The sequence below is a fragment of the Desulfatiglans parachlorophenolica genome (assembly GCF_055394735.1).
The window spans coordinates 194,603-216,915 of the sequence record NZ_AP042460.1 but is presented as its reverse complement, the minus strand read 5'-3'; the positions used below and the strand labels follow the sequence as shown (position 1 = coordinate 216,915).

Here is a 22,313-nt window from a genome sequence, read left to right as displayed (position 1 = left end):
TGGAGAAACACCCGAATACAGCCATGAATCACCGTTCGGATACGCGTCTGTCCCTGAGAAGACGGATCACCCAAGACATCATGTTCTGGCTTTTCCGCGCCGCCGCGCTGATCAACGGCCTCGCGCTGCTCGTGGTGGTCTTCTTCCTGATGAAAAACGGCTGGAAGGCCATCAACTGGACTTTCCTGACGCAGCCCCCGATCGATTCCATGACGCGGGGCGGCATCCTTCCCTGCATCGTCGGCACGCTGTGCCTGAGCGTCGGCGCCATCCTGGTCGCCCTCCCGATCGGCGTCGCCTCGGCCATCTACCTGCATGAATACGCGCGACCCGGACGAACGATGCGGATCATCCGTCTGGGGATCAACAACCTCGCCGGGGTCCCATCCGTCGTCTTCGGCCTCTTCGGCCTGGCCTTCTTCGTCGTCTATCTCGATATGGGCGTCAGCATCCTGGCAGGCTCCCTGACCCTGGGGGCCCTCACCCTGCCGGTCATCATCGGTTCGGCGGAAGAGGCCCTCAAGGCCGTTCCACAGACCTACCGGGAGGCATCCCTCGGGCTCGGCGCCACGAAATGGCAGACCATCTCCAAGGTCGTGCTGCCGGCCGCCCTGCCCGGCATATTGACCGGGGCCATCCTGGGCCTCAGCCGGGCGGCCGGTGAAACCGCCCCCATTATGTTCACCGCAGCCGTCTTCTTCACCCCGTCGATGCCCTCCTCGGTCTTCGACGAGATCATGGCGCTCCCCTACCACATCTATGTGTTGGCCACCGCGGGAACGGAGATCGAACAGACCCGCCCGCTTCAGTACGGAACGGCCCTCGTCCTGATCACCCTCGTCCTGGGCCTCAACCTGGTGGCGATCATCTACCGCGCAAGACTCCAAAAGAGGAGGTAATCCGGATGTCTACCATCCACATCGCCAACGAGAAGACTGCCGCCGCCGAACCCGCGGCCGACTCGGATGCCGGTGCTGATGACGCCGTCAAGATGCAGGTTCGCGACCTCGATTTTTACTATGGCGCGTTTCACGCGTTGCAGCGCATCGATCTGGATTTTTTCGCCAACCAGGTGGCAGCCCTGATCGGTCCCTCGGGCTGCGGAAAAAGCACGCTCTTGAGATGCCTGAACCGGATGAACGACCTGATCCCCTTCTCCCGAGTCGAGGGCGAGATCCTGCTGGACCGTGAGGATATCTACCATCCGGACCTCGACGTCGTCAGCCTCCGCCGGCGCATCGGGATGGTGTTCCAGAAGCCGAATCCCTTCCCTAAAACGATCTTCGAAAATGTGGCCTACGGGTTGAGGGTCAAAGGCATCAAAAATCGCGCGTTCCTCTCGGAAATGGTGGAAAAGAGCCTGAGAGGCGCCGCACTCTGGGACGAAGTCAAAGACCGCCTGAATGAATCCGCCCTGGGGCTTTCGGGCGGCCAGCAGCAGCGCCTTTGCATCGCGCGCGCAATGGCGGTCGAACCCGAAGTCCTCCTCATGGACGAGCCCGCTTCCGCCCTGGACCCCATTGCGACGCAGAAGATCGAAGACCTGATCCATGAGCTGAAGCAGGACTTCACCATTATCATCGTCACCCACAACATGCAGCAGGCCGCGAGGATCTCGGACCGCACGGCTTTTTTCTACATGGGCCATCTGATCGAGTCCGGCGAAACGAAAAACATCTTCACCCGTCCCAAGCTGAAACAGACCTCCGATTACATTACAGGCCGTTTCGGTTAACCCGATGGAAAGGGAAAGCGATGAGACACTTTCAACGTGAACTGGCACATCTGAAGAAACGGATCCTCACCCTGGGAGCGCTGGTAGAGGACCGGGTGCGCATGGCCATCAGGGCCATCGAAACCCGCGACGGGGAATTGGCGCGCGAGATCATCAAGGCCGATCGGGAAGTGGACGAGATCGAAGTGGAGGTGGAGGAGGAGTGCCTCAAGATCCTGGCTCTGCATCAACCGGTGGCGGTGGATCTGCGCTTCATCACGGCGGTCATCAAGATCAACAACGATCTGGAGAGGATCGGCGACGAGGCGGTCAACATCGCGGAGCGGGTGGTCAACATCGCGAAGCGCCCGCCGCTGAACGTGCCCTTCGACTACAGCCTGATGACCGAAAAGGCGGAGAAGATGGTCAAGAGCAGCCTGGACGCACTGGTCAACCTGGACGCCGATCTGGCTTACAAGGTGTGCCTCATGGACGATGAGGTGGACGAACTGAACCGGCAGATCTACGACAAGGTCAAAGACACGATCATGCTTCACCCGGACCGCGTCGCCTATCTGATCAATCTGCTCCTGGTGGCGCGCCACCTCGAGCGGATCGCGGACCACGCCACGAACATCGCCGAAGAGGTCATCTACATGATCGAGGGAGAGATCTCCCGGCACCAGAAAAACAACTTCCAGCCCGGCGACGCCCCTTCCTGACACCCAAAGAGGCGTTGACGGCACAGCTTACAAACCCTCCGCCTCCCTTCAAAGCGATCCACCTGGAAAGGCCTCCGGGGCGCCCTCGAGGGCATCCAGAAACCCCGTCACCGCGCGGTTGAAGGCGGCCGGCTGCTCCCGATTCGAGAGATGGGCTGCGGACTTCAACACCACGAGACGGGAGCCCGGTATCCGCTCCTGCAGGATCCTGGATTCGTCGACGGGTGTGCCGGGGTCGTCTTCGCCGACGACGATCAGAACCGGGAGGCCGATCCGTCCGAGCGCCTCCGTCAAGTCGAGGTCCCGGATGGCATGGCAGCAGCCTGCGTACCCTCGGGGCGACGTCTCCAGGATCATGCGGCGTACAGGCTCCACCTCCTCAGGGTGCTCCGCCCGGAACCGCGGGGTGAACCATCTTTCCATGGTCGGCTCCACATGGGGGGACATGCCCTCCCGAAGGGTGAGAGCGATACGCTCGTCCCAGACGGGGGCGGCCTCACGGGGGACGCGGCTGGTCGTATCGCACAGGATCAGGCTCTTCAGCGCCTCCGGATGCCGCAAAGCCAACGTCTGCCCGATCATGCCTCCCATGGAAATCCCTACAAAATGCGTGGGCCCAAGATCGAGGATCCGCAGCAGTTCGTAGATATCGCGGGCGAGCATATCCAGGCTGTAGGGGCCGGGTGTGGCATCGGTTCCGCCATGGCCGCGCGTGTCATAGCACAGAACGCGAAAACGCCCCTTCAGCGCTTTGGCCTGCGGCTCCCAGAGCTGGAGATTGGTCCCCAGGGAATGGCTCATCGTCACCAGCGGTCCGCCGGCCGGCCCTTCGAGGCTGTATTGCATCGTTATGTCGTTGGCTCCGGTCTTCATCACCCGGGTTTCTTCCCCCATCGAGCCCTGCGCAGTGTCAAGGAGCCAGGGCCCTGCGGCCTCTATGGAACATAAAGATCGCTCTTCTCCCAATCCCGCTGCTGCTCCTGAAAATCCTTGAGAAAAGATCTCCCCTGCTTGCTCTGCAAGTCGTAAATGGCATGCCGGAGGATCGCGGCCGGAACCCCGCCTTTTAGAGCCACCGTAATGTCGTAGCGGCTGAACTCGGAGATAACCCCTCGAACCACCTCGCCTTCGAGCAAGGTGAAAAACACCACCTCTCTTGCCGACATAAGCGGAAACAGGCTCTTGTTTTTGACAAAACGGCGCTCGCCGGCCGAGAGGATCGGGGTGAGATTCATGGCTCGAACGCCGCCGTCGATTCTGATCAGCCCTCTCACCCTGGAAGCGACGTCCAGCGGATAGAGCATTTTGATTTGAAGCTTGGACAGATGCATCTCCCCCCCGCCGGGCTGGGAGGAGAGGATATCGTATTTCAGATTTTTGTAGATCCGGCAACTGATTACGCGGCGCCCGTGAATGTGCAACTCCCAGGGTTTGCGGGACTGGACGGCCGTATCGAAAATGGACCGTTCGTAATGCTTTTCCAGATATTGCTGCAGTCCTTTGAGATATCCCATCGCCGCACCTGCTAAGCCGATCTCCCCTTTCGCGCAGCCGCCCGTTCCGTTTACACGGCTTCATGACCGGCTTCCGCTGCTCGATCGGCACAAAGGGCCGTTTCCGAAATCACAGCCGATCTTCCAAACTCATTTTTAAATATTATAGCATATCTCATGAAATTTGTTAGGGCATATCCAGCCGGAAATGATTGCCCGGTAGAACTCGTTTCCATCCGGAAATGGTCTTTTTTGCCAATCTCAGCGTCAATCTGCACGTTTGCTTGTGCGGCGACCACCAGGTCGCCTCCGCGCAAACGCTTGATTTCCTTGATATTGGCAAAAAATCCTCATTTCCGGATTGGAAACTGGGTTGTACCGGGAAATTATTTCCGGATGGACACGAACTCAGTTTCCAATCCGGAAATGATTGCCCGGCACGTCTGAGCATCCAGCCCCGCATTCATGCGCCAGGGCACAATCCCCGCCGGCCCGAAGCTCCCACTCGTCAATCGCCGAAAAGTACGTCCCGTCAACTGGATGCACCCCATCCGGATGGAAGCGGATTAACCAAAAACTCATCGTTTGATCACGCTCCCCAAATATCCCGGGAGGAAAGTGACCTATCTGGTATCCATCCGGAAATGAGGAATCGTCATCCGGGAAGGAGGTGGAAGCAAAGTTCGGCGCGGATGGGAAAACAGGAGGAAAGCGTTATGACCTATATCATTCAAAATAAGGAGATGGATTAAACATGAAGAAGCTGGTCCTATTACTGGCTGTGTGTGCGTTTCTTCTCAGCCCGGTATTTTCTGAGCCCCCGTATGCAGCAGAGGTGGACATCCTGGTGAACAAGCTCGTCGAAAAAGGCCTGCTGACACGCGACGAGGCCGGCCAACTGCTCACGGAGATGCAGGGTGAAACGGAGCGCCAAAAGGCCGAGATCAAGCAGGTGGCGCAGGAAGCCGCCAAGGAAGAGACGAAGGCGAATATCGTGGAGATCCCCAAATGGGTCGAAAAGATCGACTTCAAGGGCGATCTCCGCCTCCGCTACCAGAGCGAGGATACCGACAACGATACCAGCCCCAGCCGTGACCGATGGCGCTTTCGCTGGCGCGTAGGCATAGAGGCGGACGTGAACGAGCAGTGGAAGGCTGGATTCGGACTCGCCTCCGGCAGCGAAGATCCGCGCTCCACCAATCAGACCTTCGAAGACACCTTTCAATCGCCGGATGCGCGGATCGACTACGCCTTTATCAAATACACCCCGGCCAAATGGGCCGATTTGTTGGGCGGCAAGTTCAAGAACCCGATCTGGGGCGCCAAGGACCTACTGTGGGACGGCGACATCAATCCGGACGGCTTTGCCGCCTCCTTCAACCACAAGATGCAGGACGGCCGGGTGAAGCTCTTCTTCGTCCCCGCGTGGTTCATCCTCGACGAATACAAGGCCGATACCAGCGATCCGTGGATGCTGGCATTGCAGGCCGGGATGCAGTACAGTTTCAACCAGATGGTCTACGCAAAGGTTGCGCCTTCTTTCTACAAATTCGACGCCCTCGAGGGGAACAGTTTCACACACAGCGCCAAGAGCAACTCGGTCGATAAGAACGGCAAACTCATCTACGATTACGACGCCTGGACCGTGGACGGCGAGGTGGGTTTCCACTTCGGCGGACCGGTCGAGATGGCCGCTCTCTTTGGCCAATACGTCAAGTCGGACGCCGACAGGGACGACACAGGGTATCTCTTCGGCGCCAAGCTGGGTGCCAAGAAGGTCAAATCCTTTGCCGACTGGCAGCTCAAGTACAATTACCGCAGACTGGAAAGGGACGCATGGCCCGACTTTCTGCCGGACAGCGATTTTTACGGCGGAGCGACCAACGCCAAAGGGCACGAGGCCGAATTCGTCTTCGGTCTTGCCAAAAACGTCACGATCGGCCTGGATTACTACTTTGACGTCGAGCCCATCGATGCCATCGACCCAAAGAAAAAGCAGGATCTCCTGCAGCTCGATCTCATCGTCAAGTGGTAGCAGCCGGAGGGGAAGGCAGACCGCGGCTTCCGGGTCTGCCTCTCCAGGAGCCTGTATGACCGGCTCCGTAGATCTGGGAAAGAACGGTGCGTAGGGCCGATACTGTGCGGTATCGGAATACCTCAGAATCCATGGCTTTCATGAACACCGAAGGAGAGGAGCGGCACGCTCCCGGAGCCCGGCGAGTTTGCCACAGTGCGATCGGATGCATCTTGCGGGAAGCCGGTCATCCGATGCAGCCCCTACCGGCCCGAAAACAAGAAACGGCGGTTTACGGTGCAAGCCCCGCGGCTCCACCGCAAACCGCCGGGGAAAACCATCCGTTTCCGGGCGCAAAGGACGTCGATCACCCTGGAAACGATCATCGATCTGGAAAGGAGGACCCTATATGATAACGGAAAGAGAAGTCGATAAGTTCGTATCGATCTTTGACTTCGAAAACTGGGCGGCGCTTGGTCTGCCGGAACAGTTGGCTACCCGTGTCATGGTTGTTCACGATCGGAAGGCGGGTCTCACGGATGTCACCATCCTGAACAAAAAGCTCGCCCTGGACACCCATGAACGTCTTGCCCAATGGTTGAAGACACACGTAGACACCTACGAAATCCCACGACAATAGCCCACCCGAGGCCAAGTCCTGTCCATGACCCGCTCCCGACGGAACGGGGAAGACAGGCCAGGCATCCCATCATCCCTATTCAATTTCCTTTGAAGCGCTCCGGTTCGGTCTGTCGCCAACACCTTGGAACGGACCGTCCGACAACCTTTGAGATTGACAGGCCCCCAGAATTCATTTGCCAATGGATCTACATTTTTGTATGATATTGTATTCGTTTTTTTGCTCGGAAATCCTTGCTGCGCATCGAGGCAACCTTTTCATGGATGAAGCGACCCATCCGGATAAAATCACCTGTCTATATAAAATCACGAAGGCCATCCATGCCTCTCTCGATCTGCGCAAGAGCCTTTACAAGGTCCTCGATCTGCTCTCCGAATACCTCGGAATGAACAGGGGCTCGATCACCCTTCTCAATCCCGAAACCTCCGAGATCCATATCGAGGTCGCCCACGGCATCTCCTCGGCCGAGATGAACCGAGGCAGGTATCGTCTCGGCGAAGGGATCACCGGGCGGGTGATCGAAACGGGGCGCCCCATGGTCATCCCGCAGATCGACGCGGAGCCCCTCTTTCTGGACCGGACGGGCGCAAGGCGAGCCATCGACAAATCCAAGATCGCATTTCTCTGCGTGCCCGTCATCGACGGGGTCAAGATCCTCGGGGCCCTGAGCGTCGACCGGACGCCGGACAGGGAGAACTCGCTGGACGATGACGTCCGGCTCCTCACGATCATCAGCAGCCTAATCGCACAGAAGGTGAGCCTCCTTGAAAAGATCACCCGGGAAACCGACCAACTGCGCGAAGAGAACATCCTCCTCAAGAAGGAACTAAACCGCAAGTACAGTTTCACCAATATCATCGGCAACAGCCGGAAGATGCAGGAGGTCTTCTACCTCATCACCCAGGTAGCGAAAAGCAACGCGAACGTCCTCCTCCTGGGGGAAAGCGGCACCGGCAAGGAGTTGGTCGCGAACGCCATCCACTACAACAGCCTTCGCACCGACCAGCCTCTGATCAAGGTCAACTGTGCCGCCCTGCCCGCCAATCTCGTCGAGGCGGAGCTGTTCGGATACGAAAAGGGGGCCTTTACGGGGGCGAACGAGCAGAAGGCCGGCAAGTTCGAACGGGCACAGGGCGGAACCATCTTCCTGGACGAGATCGGCTCCTTGGCCCTTGAAAGCCAGGGAAAGCTCCTGCGCGTCCTGCAGGAAAGAGAGCTCGAAAGACTGGGGGGCAACAAGGTCATCAAGGTCAATATCCGGCTGATCGCCGCCACCAACCAGGACCTCGCCACGGCCGTCGAGGCCGGGACCTTCCGCGAGGACCTCTTCTACCGTCTGAACGTCTACCCCATCTACCTCCCGGCGCTGCGGGAACGGGAGGCTGACATCCTGCTTCTGGCCGATTATTTTCTGGAAAAATACGCCAAGGAATACAACAAGGACATCAAGCGAATCTCGACCCCGGCGATCGAGGCCTTGAACCAGTACCACTGGCCGGGGAACGTCCGGGAACTCGAAAACTGCATCGAGCGGGCCGTCCTCCTCTGCGACGATCAGGTCCTGCACAGCTACCATCTGCCGCCCACCCTGCAAACAGCCCGGGACACCGGCACACAGCAGTCCGATGCGCTCCAGGACGCCATCGAGCGCTTCGAGAAGGATCTTCTGATCGACGCTCTGAAAAGTTCGCGCGGGAACATGCGGCAGGCCGCCAAGGCCCTTCAGACAACCGAAAGGATCTTCGGCTACAAAATCAGAAAATACCGGATCGATCCGAAAAAATACCGGTGACGCGGGGTCCGGTCCTCCTTTCACCCGGGAAGGTTTCGCCAGGGCGAGGCAAGAGGCGGGCAGGAGGCCGTCAGGGGTCGGGCGCTCCCCAATGCGAGATCAGGTCTTGTTTCGCCGCCTGACCACGTCAATGAACGATTTCAGATTCTCGGCAGTACCGAAGCTCTCTTCGAAAAGGCGTTCGCTCCAGAAGGTCAAGCCCATTCTGAAGATGCGGTTGATGGCTTCATCGGCGCCTTCCGCGCCCTGGAGTTTGACCAGTTGGTAAAGCAGTTCCTGAGGCACTTTGATAGGGTAAACGGCTGTGTTTGAATCCGTATCGGATTTGAGATACTCCTGAATCTCCTTGAGAATCTTGAGATTAAGGAATTTGCGCTGATATTCCTGTTCGTCCATGGGATACAGAACCATCCTTTTTTTCGAGTATAGAAACCCCATCTCCCAAAGTCAACCAAGGTGGAATGCAAACGATGGCGGCCCCTGAAGCGAAACTGACCCGGATCATCAGGGATATCCCGATGTTCGAGGGCTTGCCCCAGCGGCAGTCGGAAGAATTGGCGCAGATCGCGAGGATCGACGCCTTCGAGAAAGGCTCCGTCATCTTTTCCGAGGGAGATCCGGGCATAGGCTTCTATGTATTGATCGAGGGGCGCGTCAAGATCTACAAGATCTCCTGGGACGGCAAGGAACAGATCCTGCATATATTCGGCCCGGGTGAACCGTTCGGAGAGGTGCCTGTTTTTGCCGGACAGCGTTTCCCGGCCCATGCCGAAGCGATCGAAAAGAGCCTGCTTCTCTTTTTTCCGCGGGAGGCCTTTATCGCCTGCATCCGCAGAAACCCCGATCTGGCCCTGGACATGCTGGCCGTCCTCGCAAAGCGCCTCCGCGTCTTTACGGTGCTGATCGAAGACCTCTCCCTCAAGGAAGTGCCTGGCAGACTGGCTGCCTATCTGCTTTATCTCAGCACGCGAAATCAGCGCAGCCTGGATCTCGAACTGGACATCTCCAAATCCCAGTTGGCCGCCCTGCTCGGGACCATCCCCGAGACCCTTTCGCGCATCCTGGGACGAATGAGCAAGCGGGGGTTGATCCTTTCGGACGGGCCGCGCATCCAGATTCTCGACCTCACCGCCTTGCAGCAACTCGCCGAATCCGGCACGGGGCTGTAACCGCCGGCCGCCGTTTTTTGGGTCATGCACCCGGAGCGTTGAGACCGCGGAGGCGCGACCCATCATCGACCTCACCGCCTGCGGCATGCAGTCCTGTCGATCTCCCGTGGAACAGGCAGAAGGGGAAAAACGTGCGGGCCGCTCAGTTCTTCCGCATCAGATGGGTAACGGCCTCCTCCAGCCCATCGATGGTCAGCTCGAACATGGGAAAGATCTCGCGCACGACGTTGATGGAGCGGGTATAGGGCCATTCATCGGACATCTTCGGGTTGAGCCAGGCCGAATAACGGAAGGTCTCCGCGATGAACCTCAGCCTTTCGATGCTCGGCCGGTTCGAACGCTCCTCGACATGGATCGACCCGTCCGTCGCCATAAGCTCGTAGGGCGCCATGCTGGCGTCCCCGACGACGATGAAACGGGTCTCGGGGTCCAATCTGACCACTTCGTCGATCCGGAACGGCTTCCGGTATCGGGAGGGATCCTCCCAGAGGTTGTCGTAGATGGTGTTGTGGAAGAAAAAGGTCTTCAACTCCTTGAACTGCGAACGCGCATAGTTGAAAAGGGTCTGTACGACCGCGATGTAGGGGTCCATCGACCAGCCCCCGTTGTCGATGGCGAGGATGACCTTGAGGCGGTCTTTCAGGCTGCGGTCGAAGATGATTTCGATCTCCCCCGCGTTGCGCATGGTCTGATAGATCGTTTTGTCGACGTTCACCTGATCTTTCGGGCCGGCGGGCATCAGGTTGCGAAGCCGTTTCAGGGCCTCCCCGATCTGGGCCTGAGTCAGCGGGCCTCCCTGGGAGTAGTCCCGGTAGCGGCGGTCCATGGCGACCTTGATGGCCGACTTGTTCCGGGAGACGCCCCCGACGCGCATGCCGCCCGGATGGTAGCCGGAGTGGCCTACCGGTGAAGTCCCCCCCGTCCCGATCCATTTGCTCCCGCCGTGGTGCTCCTCGGTCTGCTCTTTCAGCCGGTCCAGAAAATACTGCAGCAGTTCCTCCGGACTGAGCTTGTTCAACTTCGACTCATCGACCCCGAGTGCATCGGCGATGGCCTTGGGATCCTTGAGCCATTCCTCCAGCATGAGCCGGGCCATTTCCTCCATCTCGAAGGCCTCGGGCGCCTTGAGTTCCGCCCCCTCGAAATGGTGGGCAAAGACCTGGTCATAAAGATCGAAATAGCGCTCGCTCTTCACCAGAATAGCCCGCGCCGCGGTGTACAGGTCTCCGATCGAGGTGATCATCCCCTCGGAAAGAGCCTTCTGCAGCCGGAGAAAGGAGGTGGGGGATACCGGGATCCCCACCTGTCTCAACAAATAGAAAAATTGGGTGAACATAAGCTCCTGTCCGTCCAGGCTTGATTTTCCTTCCGCCGGACCGCCCTATGGCCGAACGCCGATGGGCGCAGACCACCCCCGCCGGCGGTGCACAAGGCACAGCCCGGTTCGGGGTGAAAGGGTTGTCGAGGCGGCCCTTTTCAAATCCGCATGCGGGAAACAGCGCTGCGTGCCAATGAGAAATCGGGGCTTTTCTTGAAGAGGACCCCCAGGTAAGGGAGGTCGCCCTTTACGAGATCCTTGGCCTTGAACTCCGGATCGGCCTTCAGGGCCCGTATCCAGTTGATCAATTCCCGGGTGGCGGGCTTTTTCTCCGTCCCCCGGATGCCCCGCAGTTGATAGAAGGCCCGCACCGCATGATCCAGCAGTTCGCGGCTGATGTCCGGGAAGTGCACCGAAATGATCCGCTGCATCATATCCGGCTCCGGGAAAGCGATGTGGTGGAAATTGCAGCGCCCCAGAAAGGGATCCGAGAGGTCCTTCTTGGCGTTGGACGTAATGATGATGACAGGGCGGTTCTTGGCCTTCATGGTCTTGTCGATCTCGATGATGTCGAATTCCATCTGGTCCAGGACATCGAGCATGTCATCCTGAAAATCGGTGTCCGCCTTGTCGATCTCGTCGATCAGCAGGACCACCTTCTCGTCGGTTGTAAACGCCTGGCCGATCTTTCCCATCTTGATATATTCTTCGATGTTGCTGACATTGCGCTGGGAATCCCCGAAGCGGCTGTCGTTCAACCGGGTGAGCGTATCGTACTGATAGAGGGCCTCGACCAGCTTCATGCTGGATTTGACGTTCAAAACGATCAGCCGCATATGGAGCGATTCGGCGATGGCATGGGCAAGCATCGTCTTTCCCGTACCGGGTTCGCCCTTGAGAAGCAGGGGCATCTCGAGCGCCATCGAAATGTTCACGATATTGGCCAGTTCCTCGTCCAGGACGTATTTGGACGCCCCGGTGAAAACGCAGCCCTCAGATCCGGTGGCCGGTGGGGAAGGTACATTGGACATGTCTTGACTCCTTTTTTTACGCCTTGCTAGAAACGGAATATTTTCACAAAGTAAATCCCACATTCGATTTCGGGGTGGTGCGACGCCGCAGATATGATCCGAACTTTCAAATATAAAGGCTCGGAGGAGCCCTGTCAACTTACGAACTGCACAGCCTCTCATCTCGTATCTATCCGGAAAGGATTTCCCAGTACGATCAAGCCTTGAATCCGGCTCGTCCCCAACCTCTGCTGTGCGATCCGGTGCGACGATCCAGGCTGTGCGGCTGCGCTCCAGTGACACCTGCCCGCAAAAGATCCGCAGGAGGCACCCATCCACTCGGGAATACACATGAGAGGCCCGGGGCGAATTTTCAGATCGACAGGTCCTATTCAAAGATGGACGAGCGGCCGCAGACGATGTATGATGCATGGCATCGAGTATTCCGCTTTCCGTTTACACAAACCGGACAGACAGGATCCAGCAGGATCCCAGATCCAGGTGGCATCGTAAAGGGCGACCACATCCCAGCCTCACCTCAGCAGGTATTGCAAACCTTCCTGATTGGTTCCACCCTATCGACCGATCGAAAAAACGGAGCGGCATCGTGTCCTGGACCCGTCTCAAACTGCCCTTGCCCGAGCCTCCAAGGAGGGGAAGTTTCCTTGGAGGCTCCACCGCGCAAACGTCCACCCAGAACCTGTGCAACCCATTGTCCGGGAAGGAGGCGCCCATGCAAAAACAGATCCTCAACTATGAAACGCTTCTGAAGGTGACCCACGGCATCGTGGTCTCCAAAGATCCCGAAGAGGTCGCCCTTCTCATCGTCGAAAGCGTCAAGAGTGCACTCAACGCCAAGGCCTGTGCCCTGTTTCTCTTCAATCGCAAAAACAACGAACTCGAGGTCGCCGCCTCCATGGGCCTCAGTGACGAGTACCTGAACAAAGGTCCCCTTAGTTCTCTTAAATCCATCGCGGCCTCCCTGCGCGACGGACCGGTCGCCGTCTATGACGTCGCCGACGACCCGCGCATCCAGTACCCGGAAGCCGCCAAAAAGGAAGGCATCGCCTCCATTCTCGCCGTTCCCATCACCGTCCGGGAAAACCCGATAGGCGCCCTCAGGGTCTATACCGCCGAGCCGTGGGAAGCCACCCTGGAGGATGTCAATTTCGTCCAGGCGGTCGCCCAGATAGCGGGGATGGCGCTTGAGATGTCACGCTTATACAAAGGGCTGAAAGACAGCATCGAGATTCTCAAGGCCCGCAGACCGGCCAGCACCCTGAAGAGCAAGAAATGGACGCCCCACGAGGGCGTGCCGAAAAGCGTCGGGACGCTCGGCCAGAAATCGGCGGATGTTTAATGAACAGGCCGTCGGAAACCCTTAAATCTGTGAAACCCGCCCCGAACTCCATGGGTCCCCTAAACGACCCTCGAGACCGGGCGGGTTTCCAATCGAATAACGAGGCCGCCGCATGCCGTTAGCCTTTCAATCCTCGAGCCACGGGACCACTGCATTCGGCTTTTTCAACATCGACTCCGACATGCTTATTCTGGATCGCATCTTCTTTTTCGCACCGCTTTTCTGCCGCTCCCTGGCCGAAATCGCCGAGACGGGCACGACCTGCCACCATGCCACCACCTGGGATGTCTACCGGATCGAGCGGTCCGATGACATCGGCGACCTCATGGGCGCCATCCACGGCATCCGCTACACAGGGTTCCTCGGTGAGGTCTATCGCCGGTTTCCCTTTCCATCGGAGCCGGAGGCCTTCAGACAAAAAGCCGAGGGTCACGGAACACGGGCGGACATGGAAGCCCTCATCCAGAAATATGCCCGGAAACTGCAGATCCCGTTTGTCATTGAAAAGGAAGGAACGGAGGTCTCGATCGGGGTTTACCGCTTCGATCGTCCTGGCTTCCAGGACCTGATCCAATATGTCTGGCTGGGAGGATACCCCCGCTGGAAGGAGGGCATCCGCCCCCCCGAGGTCCTCGAAATGAAACAGAGCATCGAAAAGCGGCCCACCGGCATTTTCGAAGGGCTCGTCCTTTCCTAGGCCCCTGCCCGAAAACGGGGGCGATTCATTTCTTGGGTGTGCATGGCCCGGTCGCTTTCGAAGTCCCGAAGAACCGGCGGCCACGCCAGTCCGTGCAAAAAGAGGCAGACGCAAGCCCATCATCCCTCGAACCCTTCCGGATGAAAGAGGATCGGGCCTGCTGGATGACCAGGCAGGCGGAAGCCGCCGACCGGCTCTCAGGAGCCTGACAAACGCCGCCAGGCCGCCTTGGCCTGATCCTCACCCGAAAGGGACCCGCTGTCCCCGCTGCCGGCCGGCGGCGGCCTTCTGCCGCGAAGCCTCGCAATACGTTCCTCGATCGGCGGATGGGTGGAAAACAGGTGCATAAGGCTCCGCCCTGAGAGCGGGTTGACGATGAACATGTGGGCTGTCGACGGGTTGGCGTGCATCGGCAGCCGCTTGGAATAAGCGCCCAGCTTTTCGAGCGCCCCGGCCAGTCCTTCGGGATTCCCCGCGAACGAGGCCCCTCCGGCATCGGCCTGATATTCCCTCGAACGGGAAATGGCCATCTGGATCAGCATGGCCGCTATGGGCGCAAGGATCGACATGACGATCAAGCCGACGCCGCCGAGGCCCCCGCCTTCTTCATTGTCGCTCGACCCGCCGCCGAATATGGCCGTCCATCGGGCCATGTTGGCCAGGATCATGATGGCTCCGGCCAATGTGGCCGCGACGGAGCCGATCAGGATATCGCGGTGTTTCACATGGGCCAGTTCATGAGCGAGGACCCCCTTGATCTCCTCACGATTCATGAGCCGCAGGAGCCCCTCCGTAACCGCCACGACGGCATGCTCCGGGTTCCTTCCGGTAGCGAAGGCGTTCGGAGCCTCCTCGGGAATCACGTAAACTCTGGGCATCGGCAGCCCGGCCCTCTGCGCCAGTTCGGAGACAATCCCGTGCAGCTCGGGATACCGGTCAGGGGCAGCCTCCTGGGCCCGGTACATCCGCAGCACGATCTTGTCGGAGTACCAGTAACTGAAAAAATTCATGGCCATGGCCAGGATGAAAGCGATGATCATCCCCTGCTTCCCGCCGAAAAGATGGCCGATCCACACAATCAAAAGGGTCAACGCCCCGAGCAGGAGCGTCGTCTTGAACCAGTTTCCCATGATCCTTTTTCCTCCCCGTCTTCAAACAGCACAAGGTCTAGCGTGTAAGTGCATTCCACAACGGCCCCGCCGGCTGCGCGGCCCGACCCCCCGCTTCGAGGACCGACGTCGGCGCACACCTGTAAACATCATAAGGATTGGCACAGCAGGGTCAATAGAGATCGGATGAAAACGCGGCCGAGAGGCGTCCATCGAACGCCGATTCCAAAGAAGCCTGCCGGGGCGCCCGCAATGCGGGCGCCCCGGCAGGCTCGGCTAATCATCATCTGAGCCGCTGCGAACCAGGCAGGAAATCAAGGAACGCTCAGAGCCATTTCTTCCGCCGAAATGCCAGAAGCATAAGCCCCCCGGCAACGATCATCACAAGCCAGACCGCGGCATAACCCCAACGCCATTCGAGCTCGGGCATGTACCGGAAATTCATCCCATAGACGCCGGCGATAAAGGTCAGGGGGATAAAGATGGTGGCAATGATGGTGAGGACCTTCATCACCTCGTTCATCCGGTTGCTGAGGCTCGACAGATAGACCTCGAGCGTGGCGGCTGCCATATCCCGGAAGGTTTCGAGGGTGTCCACCACCTGGATCGAGTGGTCGTACACGTCCCGCAAAAAGGGCAGCACCTCCGGCCCCATCAGGGACGATTCCCCCCTCTGCAACTCGCCAAGCACTTCTCGCAGGGGCCATACCGATTTCCGCATCCAGAGCATCTCCCGCTTGAGGGTCTGGATGCTTCCCAGGGTATCGGACGCAGGTCCTGAAAGGACCACATCCTGAAGCGCTTCGAGCTCTTCCCCGAAATTCTCGAGGATCACGAAATACTGATCCACCACCGCATCCATCAGGGCGTAGGCAAGGTAATCCGCCCCCATTTTCCGGATGCGCCCCTTCCCGCCCCGAATCCGTTCCCTGAGCAGTCCGAAGACATCCCCCTCACGCTCCTGGAACGAAATGACGTACCGGGGACCGACAACCAGGCTGATCTGCTCCGAAAGCAGTTCCCGCTTTTCGACATCGAAACTGAGCATGCGAAGGACGATGAAGAGATACGCCTCGTAATCCTCCTGCTTCGGCCGCTGCCCGGTATGGAGGATATCCTCGAGCAGCAGGGGGTGCAGCCCGAATACCCGCCCGAACGTCTCCACGATGCCGGCCTCGTGAACCCCGCTCATATTGATCCATGACACAAAGGATTCGTCTGCCGGCAGCGCCTCGCACTCCCGGACGGACACCCCATCCTTTTCGAGCAGATCCGACCCATTGTATTGCATCACGGTGACCTGGACTTCTTCCGCCTTCCTCTCCCCGACATGCATCAGGGTGCCCGGCGGCAAACCGGCCTTCGATGATGCCTTTCTATGATGTATCCCCACGAACCGTACCTCCTGCACCACCGTACTCACCCTTGGCTGCCCCAACCTTATTTCAGGATGGGAACGTCCGTTTGCACAGACACAGGTCTGTTCACACCAGGCCTTTCCTGATGGAAAACAGAAAGGACGCGCCTTTTCCGACCCCCTCAGCCAGCCAGACCCGACCCCCGTGCCGCTGGACGACCTCCTTGACGATCGCCAATCCCATACCCGAACCCTCGATCCCTTTCGAGTTCGCGTGGCGCTGGAAGAGTTCAAAGAGACGGGCGGCGTCCGCGCTGCAAATCCCCACGCCGTCATCCGAGACCGAAAAAACGTGAAAATCACCTTCCTCCCGGTAGCCGAAGCGGATCTCACTCAGGCCGGGGCCCCCGTATTTGAGGGCATTGTCCGTCAGGTTCCGCAGGATCCGGCTGATGGACAACCGGTCGGCGGAAACGACCGGCAGATCTTCCTGGACCTTCCATACAATGCCTCGGCAGGACAGGGTTTCCCGAACCGACTCTTCGATTTCGGCCAGCACCTCCTGCACCGAAACCTTTTCGATGCTGAGCGAGGCCTCCTTCGCGCTGATGTAAGCGTTGATGTCCGCCACCAGATGCTGCAACTGGGCCGAGGCCTTGAAGATATGGTCCAGGCACGTCTTCGCCTTCTCGTCGAGCCTGCCGTCGATCAGCGACTCCAGACGCCGCAGCAGCCCATAGATAGCGATTGCGGGTCCTTTGAGGTCATGCGAGATGGAATAGGCGAAAAATTTGATGGTCTCGTTCTTCTTTTCAATCTCCTCGGCCTTGGCCCGGATATCTCCGACCAGTCGGATGTTGGCGACAGCAACGGCGATCTGACTGCCGATGACGTTGAGGATGTCCACCATGCCCTGGTCCAGTTCGATCTCGTGCCGCGTAGCCAGATTCAGGACGCCGACAACCTTTTCCATCAATATGAGGGGCACGCAGATGATGATCTTGATCCCCCTGTCGGCCAACAGTTTGATCCTCTCCCGATCGTCCAGCTCACTCAGCCTCTGCGCGATGAAGGACCGGGTGCGGGCCGATTTCCCCGAAAAACCCTCTTCCAGTCGCACCGTCTCCAACCGCTCGGTCTCGATGCCCAGACTGGCTGCCAGGTGCATGCACGCCGCGTTTTCATCCATCAGGTAGATTCTGGCGGCTTCCAGTTGAAAATGCGAGGTGATCTTTGCGATAGCCTCGTTCAGAAGCCCGTTCAGATCGACGGTCGATGCCATCAGAAAACTCAAATCCAGCAGGAGGGAAAGATCGCGGTTCCGCTCCCGGAAACCGGTCTCGTCGAACGGCAGAGAGATATACTTCTTGCTGAAGGGCATTGCTTCAGATCACCTCGTAGAAATATTTTTGCGACAAACAGCCTGAAAATCCGTACCGCCGGAAAATACCCGTGCAACTCGAATCCCGGATGTGGAAAGAAGCAGGGGCCCAAAGTCTCGAACCGGGCGAGACCCTTGCACGAAGGTTGCTTACCGGGCCTTCGCGGTGCGGTCGCCCGGGTCACCCTCCGACCCGCCGGCCCCCTTGTCTGTCTCCCCACCGGCCGGCTCAGCGGCTCCACCCGAATCGCCGCCGCTTTCCGGCTTCAGCTTCAGGAAGAGGGGAGGCGCCTCGCCATCCTTCAAGGCGCCCATGTAAACCGTGCGGTGCGGAAACGGGATCTCGATCCCTCGGGCGTCGAAGACCCGCTTCAACCGGCGATTGAACTCCCTGCGCACCCCCCACTGCTTGAGCGGCCGCGTCGTGAATCGGGCGCGGATCACCACCGCCGAATCCTCGAAGCGATCCAGGCCGAAGACCTCCAGGGGCTCCAGGATATCCGGCGCATATTCCGGGTCCTGACACATCTCCGCACCGATCTCCTTCAAGATCTCGATGACCTCGTCCACGTTCTCCCGGTAGGCCACCCCAACGTCTAACACCGCCCGTGAAAAATCCTTGCTCAAGTTTGTCAATACATCGATAGAACTGTTTGGAATGACATGTACATTTCCATCCAGATCACGCAGTCTGATGGTCCGGATGCTGACCGCTTCGACGCTTCCGCCCCTGTCCCCCAGCCTGATCCAGTCCCCCACCCGGATGCTGTCCTCGAAGAGGATAAACAGGCCGTTGATCAAGTCTTTTACAAGGGTTTGGGAACCAAATCCTACGGCCAGTCCCAGAATCCCCGCCCCGGCCAGAATCGGCCCGACGCTGACCCCCAGTCGATCCAGCACGGTCACGCCGGCCACAAACCAGACCCCCACTTTGATCCCCGCATGAAGCATGGGGATCAGCGTCCGGGTCTTCTGGGTCACCTTGAACCATGTCCAGCCGTCATCCCTGAGAAGGTGCCCCCGCACAAACCCGCAAACCTCGAGGACCGCCAAAGCGACCACGATCGCCAGCACGATGCCGATTCCTCTCCAGATCAGCAGGGAGCCGGTGCCCGACAGAACCAGATCCCGAAGCGGGACCCCCCATACCTGCCCCGCAACCCCCAGGGCCATGACCACCAGGACGCCGTTCAGGCACTTCCGGAAGATGTGGATATAGCGGTTTGCCTTCACTTCAAGCCCGATGAACCGTCCCTTGACAACCTTCTCGATATGAAACAGGATCCCGAAGAGCCAGTCGAGCAGTCGAAACGCCAGCCAGAGCAGTACCCCGGTCAAGACCGTCTTGAGCGTAGCCGCCAGAAGGTAGGAAAAGGCCGTATCGAGGTGCAAGATCAGGAAGAGGAAGAACGCCCACGCATACCCGACCAGGAGGAATTGCCCATAACGCGCGGTCAGGCGCAAACTCCGGTGCAGCACGGGTTCTTGTCCACCCGCATCGGGCGTGCGCTTCCCGAGGCGCAGTTGGATCTCCGCCGCCGCCTGCAGAACGAAGGTCCCGATCATGACCGGAAACCCAAGGAGCAACGCACCGCGGATGAAGGCATACGCATCGGCGGGAATCCTCAGCAACCGCAGGGACTGGGTCAGAACGACGTAAAAAAAGGTGTACCGGGCAAGACGCATCCCCCAAAGCCAGGCATAGTTGGCATCCTCGTCCGAAATCCTCAACAGGCGGGGCAGAGCGGGATCCGGCCCCAGGAAGACCCTCAGCAGCGCCACCGTCCACCGGTATCCGAGCAGGACCGTAAAAAAGAAGAGGGTGAGAAGCTCCGCCCTCGGGAAGGAAGGCACAAACCGGAAAAGCAGAAACAGCGCCGTCAGCAGGACCACGCATGGCAAACCCGATACGAAGGCCCTGCTAAGCGCAAGGGGCAGATACCCCGGCTTCCGGATCATCCCCTCGCCGGTCCGGACCAGGATGCCATGGAGTGCCCAGCGCATCAGCAGAGCCAGGGTGATTGCAGCAAGGACGTTACCGGCAAGCCGCAGAAGGCCCTTCCGGTTTTCCGGATGACGCAGGAAAGCGAGCGTCTGATGAAACGCCTCCGGTGTCCGGTTCAGGAGGCTGTAAACCGCCTCGGCGGCCCGTATGATGTGCGTCGAAACTGTTTCGAACCGGGCGAACAGCCGGTCCAGGACTGCGAGTTCTTCATCCGCCTCCGATGATGGTGCAACCGCTCCTTCAGAAGTCGCCGTCTTTTTCCGCTCCGCCTGGAGATCGATCAGGGTCTTCAAATCCTGGATGAACGTCTCGCGCCTTGCCGGGTCCTCCAGCAGCTCCACCATGCGCTGCAGGTCCTGACGGGGGACCTGTAGAAGATCCGGATCGACCGGATCGGCCGCCGCCCCCGAAGGCAAGGCCGGATATCCCGATAGCGCCGCCCCCGTCAACACCATCAAAGCCAGCGACAACATCCGTCTACGAAGCATCACGCACCCCGCCGCAGACGCGTCGTCACCAGCGCCGGCCTCAACGGATCCACCCCGCGCTTGCACGAAAAGTCCAGGTAGCGGTTCGAAAAACGCGGGACGAACCTCCGCGCCGGTTTCATCCGCACCCCTTCCGGGCGAACCGTCGTGGTCGTGCCCTTCGAGACCGGCACGGCCACGGCGGCAGGTGCATCGCGCAGTTCGTGGTATTTTTGGGAGGCGATCTCCTCCTGGGCGTCGAGTTCCGGAGGAATGATCGGTGATCGGGGCGTCGCCCCCTCGAGGAGGAAATGCTCCGGTTTCATGTCTTCATTCATGGAATGCAGCCTCGCCCATGGCGGACAGAAAAGAAAAGAGCCGGGCAGCACAAACCCGTTTCATGATCAAAGACTCATCCCGGTTATACCCCAAGCCGCCCGATAAGACAACCCTCCCGGCCGAACGGGCCTATACCGCAGCCCAAAGCCAGAGGGCGCTGATGGCGAGGGTCAGGAGGGTCACCGGGATACCGACCCGGGCGTGCGCCCACCAGGAGATCCGCACGCCGCACTGCTCGGCCTGGCCGACAACGATCAGGTTCGCGATGCTGCCGACGAGGATCAGGTTGCCCGCCAGCGTGCTGCTGAGCGCGAGGATGAGACCGGCCTGCGGATGCGTGGCGACCGGGAGAAGGAGCATCGTCGCCGGGACGTTCGACACCAGATTGGAGAGGATGACGGTGATACCGAAGAGCCAGGCGGGCTGGGACGGATCGATGCCGGCACCCCGCAGGGACCGGAGCAGCCCGTCGAGCATGCCGGATGACTGAAAGGCGCCGTTCACCACGAAAAGCCCGGCGAAGAGCACCAGCAGCTGCCAATCCACCAGGGCGAGGATCTTTCGGGAGGCCATATGCCGGCTGGTCAGAAGGACACCCGCCGCAGCGAGGGCCATGACATCGCGGGGCCACAAGGCCAGAAGGAAGGCCGTCACCAGGCAGCCGAGCACCCCCATGCCTTTCAGGGTCTGCCACAGGCTGAAGGGCGGTGCCTCCGCCTCACAGCTCGATGCACCGGGCTTCTGCCACCGGCTCCTGTACAGCCTGGCGATCACCAGCCACACGCTGACCAGCCCAAGGGCCACGGGCATCGCCGCATCCAGCGCGTAGCGCCCGAAAGAGAGGTCGAGCGACTGCCCGATCAGCATGTTCTGGGGGTTTCCGATGAGGGTCGCCGCCGAGCCGACATTGGCGGCGCAGGCAAGGGCCAGCAGGAAGGGCACCGGGTCCCAATGCCTGCGCCCGCAGCCTTCCACCAGGACCGGGGTCATCGCCAGGCAGACGATATCGTTCGCGAGAAGCGCCGAAAGGAAACCGGCCAAACCGATCACGCCGGCAAGGAAAAGTCGGGGGCCAATCGTCAAGGCCGAAAGGCGGCGCGTGACGTGGGCGTAAAAACCGCCCAACCGGAACTGCGCGGACACCACCATGAGCCCCAGAAGGAGCGAGATGGTCGGGACGTCTACGGCATCCCAGGCCTGCTGCGCATCCAGGCGCCCCATGGCCAGCAGCCCGATCGCGCCGAGCAGGGCGATGCCCGTCCGGTCGAGGGCGAGGCCCGGAACGCGCCCAAGCATCATCCCCGCATAGACGAGCCCGAAAACGATGAGGACCCCGGCATCCATTGTCGCCTACTCCCACCCTGTGAGCAGATCCGAACTCAGAGCCATTTTCGGAGATCGGAATGCTACCATCCGATCATGAGGATCCAGGAAGACCCCCATTTCCAAGCCCGAAACGAAAGGCTAACGACTCCGTTTATCTTGCCGCCGTTTACATAGCACGATCGATGTGGTCTGTCATCCGTGTTCCTGTACCCGGCCTGTTTGCGGTAAGTGTATTTTTCCATCCGGAAAGGGCCTTTTTTGCCGATTTCGGCGCCAATCTGCACGTTTGCTTGTGCGGCGACCACCAGGTCGCCTCCGCACAAACGCTTGATTTCCTTGCTATTGGCAAACCGGGACCCGCCGCGAAGCGGTGGGACTGAGCACACGAAGCGTGTGAAGA

22 protein-coding genes are annotated in these 22,313 nt (G+C 59.4%); 11 read left to right on the top strand and 11 right to left on the bottom strand.

Features of this window, described 5'->3' with window-relative positions; all coding sequences use genetic code 11:
* Nucleotides 1-23: 23 nt before the first annotated feature.
* The 3 genes from pstA (at nucleotide 24) to phoU (ending at nucleotide 2,436) form a co-directional block, all read left to right on the top strand.
* Nucleotides 24-899 carry a phosphate ABC transporter permease PstA gene (gene pstA, locus ACZ500_RS00995; protein ID WP_464230675.1) on the top strand — a complete coding sequence of 292 codons (876 nt, stop codon included), beginning with the start codon at nucleotides 24-26 and terminating at the stop codon, nucleotides 897-899.
* A 92-nt stretch (nucleotides 900-991) separates the two neighbouring features.
* Nucleotides 992-1,735 carry a phosphate ABC transporter ATP-binding protein PstB gene (gene pstB, locus ACZ500_RS00990; protein ID WP_464233135.1) on the top strand — a complete coding sequence of 248 codons (744 nt, stop codon included), beginning with the start codon at nucleotides 992-994 and terminating at the stop codon, nucleotides 1,733-1,735.
* 20 nt (nucleotides 1,736-1,755) lie between these two features.
* Nucleotides 1,756-2,436, top strand: coding sequence for a phosphate signaling complex protein PhoU (gene phoU, locus ACZ500_RS00985; protein ID WP_464230674.1), 681 nt, complete (start codon nucleotides 1,756-1,758; stop codon nucleotides 2,434-2,436).
* A 48-nt stretch (nucleotides 2,437-2,484) separates the two neighbouring features.
* Here the strand turns inward: phoU and pcaD are convergent, their stop codons facing one another.
* Together pcaD and ACZ500_RS00975 are read right to left on the bottom strand one after the other, a co-directional pair.
* Nucleotides 2,485-3,330 carry a 3-oxoadipate enol-lactonase gene (gene pcaD / locus ACZ500_RS00980; protein WP_464230673.1) on the bottom strand — a complete coding sequence of 282 codons (846 nt, stop codon included), beginning with the start codon at nucleotides 3,328-3,330 and terminating at the stop codon, nucleotides 2,485-2,487.
* A gap of 41 nt (nucleotides 3,331-3,371) precedes the next feature.
* Nucleotides 3,372-3,950 carry a hypothetical protein gene (locus ACZ500_RS00975; RefSeq protein ID WP_464230672.1) on the bottom strand — a complete coding sequence of 193 codons (579 nt, stop codon included), beginning with the start codon at nucleotides 3,948-3,950 and terminating at the stop codon, nucleotides 3,372-3,374.
* 221 nt (nucleotides 3,951-4,171) lie between these two features.
* Between ACZ500_RS00975 and ACZ500_RS00970 the strand changes: the two genes are divergently transcribed.
* From ACZ500_RS00970 to ACZ500_RS00955, 4 genes are all read left to right on the top strand, one after another.
* The gene (locus tag ACZ500_RS00970; protein ID WP_464230671.1) at nucleotides 4,172-4,681 is read left to right on the top strand and encodes a hypothetical protein; all 510 of its coding nucleotides are present in this window, start codon (nucleotides 4,172-4,174) and stop codon (nucleotides 4,679-4,681) included.
* Nucleotides 4,682-4,683: 2 nt separating this feature from the next.
* Complete coding sequence (locus ACZ500_RS00965) at nucleotides 4,684-5,964, top strand: putative porin (RefSeq protein WP_464230670.1); 1,281 nt, start codon at nucleotides 4,684-4,686, stop codon at nucleotides 5,962-5,964.
* A gap of 388 nt (nucleotides 5,965-6,352) precedes the next feature.
* Nucleotides 6,353-6,583 carry a hypothetical protein gene (locus ACZ500_RS00960; protein ID WP_464230669.1) on the top strand — a complete coding sequence of 77 codons (231 nt, stop codon included), beginning with the start codon at nucleotides 6,353-6,355 and terminating at the stop codon, nucleotides 6,581-6,583.
* A 259-nt stretch (nucleotides 6,584-6,842) separates the two neighbouring features.
* Nucleotides 6,843-8,375, top strand: a complete 1,533-nt coding sequence (locus ACZ500_RS00955) for a sigma-54 interaction domain-containing protein (RefSeq protein WP_464230668.1) — start codon at nucleotides 6,843-6,845, stop codon at nucleotides 8,373-8,375.
* A 99-nt stretch (nucleotides 8,376-8,474) separates the two neighbouring features.
* Here ACZ500_RS00955 and ACZ500_RS00950 read toward each other — a convergent pair whose 3' ends face one another.
* Nucleotides 8,475-8,771: a hypothetical protein gene (locus ACZ500_RS00950; RefSeq protein WP_464230667.1), complete on the bottom strand. Its 297-nt coding sequence runs from the start codon at nucleotides 8,769-8,771 to the stop codon at nucleotides 8,475-8,477.
* A 74-nt stretch (nucleotides 8,772-8,845) separates the two neighbouring features.
* Here ACZ500_RS00950 and ACZ500_RS00945 point away from each other — a divergent pair, with 74 nt between their 5' ends.
* Nucleotides 8,846-9,544 (top strand): Crp/Fnr family transcriptional regulator, encoded by a 699-nt coding sequence (locus ACZ500_RS00945; protein ID WP_464230666.1) that lies wholly within the window; start codon nucleotides 8,846-8,848, stop codon nucleotides 9,542-9,544.
* Nucleotides 9,545-9,686: 142 nt separating this feature from the next.
* Here the strand turns inward: ACZ500_RS00945 and ACZ500_RS00940 are convergent, their stop codons facing one another.
* Nucleotides 9,687-10,880, bottom strand: a complete 1,194-nt coding sequence (locus ACZ500_RS00940) for a vWA domain-containing protein (protein WP_464230665.1) — start codon at nucleotides 10,878-10,880, stop codon at nucleotides 9,687-9,689.
* A 140-nt stretch (nucleotides 10,881-11,020) separates the two neighbouring features.
* The gene (locus ACZ500_RS00935) at nucleotides 11,021-11,893 is read right to left on the bottom strand and encodes an AAA family ATPase (RefSeq protein WP_464230664.1); all 873 of its coding nucleotides are present in this window, start codon (nucleotides 11,891-11,893) and stop codon (nucleotides 11,021-11,023) included.
* Between the two features lie 712 nt (nucleotides 11,894-12,605).
* Between ACZ500_RS00935 and ACZ500_RS00930 the strand changes: the two genes are divergently transcribed.
* Both ACZ500_RS00930 and ACZ500_RS00925 read left to right on the top strand, forming a co-directional pair.
* Nucleotides 12,606-13,232, top strand: coding sequence for a GAF domain-containing protein (locus ACZ500_RS00930; RefSeq protein ID WP_464230663.1), 627 nt, complete (start codon nucleotides 12,606-12,608; stop codon nucleotides 13,230-13,232).
* Nucleotides 13,233-13,344: 112 nt separating this feature from the next.
* Nucleotides 13,345-13,929 carry a hypothetical protein gene (locus tag ACZ500_RS00925; RefSeq protein WP_464230662.1) on the top strand — a complete coding sequence of 195 codons (585 nt, stop codon included), beginning with the start codon at nucleotides 13,345-13,347 and terminating at the stop codon, nucleotides 13,927-13,929.
* A gap of 197 nt (nucleotides 13,930-14,126) precedes the next feature.
* Here ACZ500_RS00925 and htpX read toward each other — a convergent pair whose 3' ends face one another.
* The 6 genes from htpX to ACZ500_RS00895 all read right to left on the bottom strand — a co-directional run bounded on the left by htpX (nucleotide 14,127) and on the right by ACZ500_RS00895 (nucleotide 21,931).
* Nucleotides 14,127-15,059: a zinc metalloprotease HtpX gene (htpX, locus tag ACZ500_RS00920; protein WP_464230661.1), complete on the bottom strand. Its 933-nt coding sequence runs from the start codon at nucleotides 15,057-15,059 to the stop codon at nucleotides 14,127-14,129.
* Nucleotides 15,060-15,363: 304 nt separating this feature from the next.
* On the bottom strand, nucleotides 15,364-16,431 hold the full coding sequence (gene corA / locus ACZ500_RS00915) for a magnesium/cobalt transporter CorA (protein ID WP_464230660.1): 1,068 nt from the start codon (nucleotides 16,429-16,431) through the stop codon (nucleotides 15,364-15,366).
* Nucleotides 16,432-16,522: 91 nt separating this feature from the next.
* A complete protein-coding gene (locus tag ACZ500_RS00910) occupies nucleotides 16,523-17,776 on the bottom strand; it encodes a sensor histidine kinase (RefSeq protein ID WP_464230659.1) in 1,254 nt (417 codons plus the stop codon).
* Nucleotides 17,777-17,926: 150 nt separating this feature from the next.
* Nucleotides 17,927-20,269 (bottom strand): mechanosensitive ion channel domain-containing protein, encoded by a 2,343-nt coding sequence (locus tag ACZ500_RS00905; protein WP_464230658.1) that lies wholly within the window; start codon nucleotides 20,267-20,269, stop codon nucleotides 17,927-17,929.
* Entirely contained in the window at nucleotides 20,269-20,586 is a 318-nt protein-coding gene (locus ACZ500_RS00900; RefSeq protein WP_464230657.1) for a hypothetical protein, read from the bottom strand. The genes ACZ500_RS00905 and ACZ500_RS00900 overlap by 1 nt, the downstream gene beginning before the upstream one ends.
* A 130-nt stretch (nucleotides 20,587-20,716) precedes the next feature.
* Entirely contained in the window at nucleotides 20,717-21,931 is a 1,215-nt protein-coding gene (locus tag ACZ500_RS00895) for an anion transporter (RefSeq protein WP_464230656.1), read from the bottom strand.
* A 164-nt stretch (nucleotides 21,932-22,095) separates the two neighbouring features.
* Between ACZ500_RS00895 and ACZ500_RS00890 the strand changes: the two genes are divergently transcribed.
* Nucleotides 22,096-22,293 (top strand): hypothetical protein, encoded by a 198-nt coding sequence (locus ACZ500_RS00890; protein WP_464230655.1) that lies wholly within the window; start codon nucleotides 22,096-22,098, stop codon nucleotides 22,291-22,293.
* Nucleotides 22,294-22,313 lie beyond the last annotated feature (20 nt).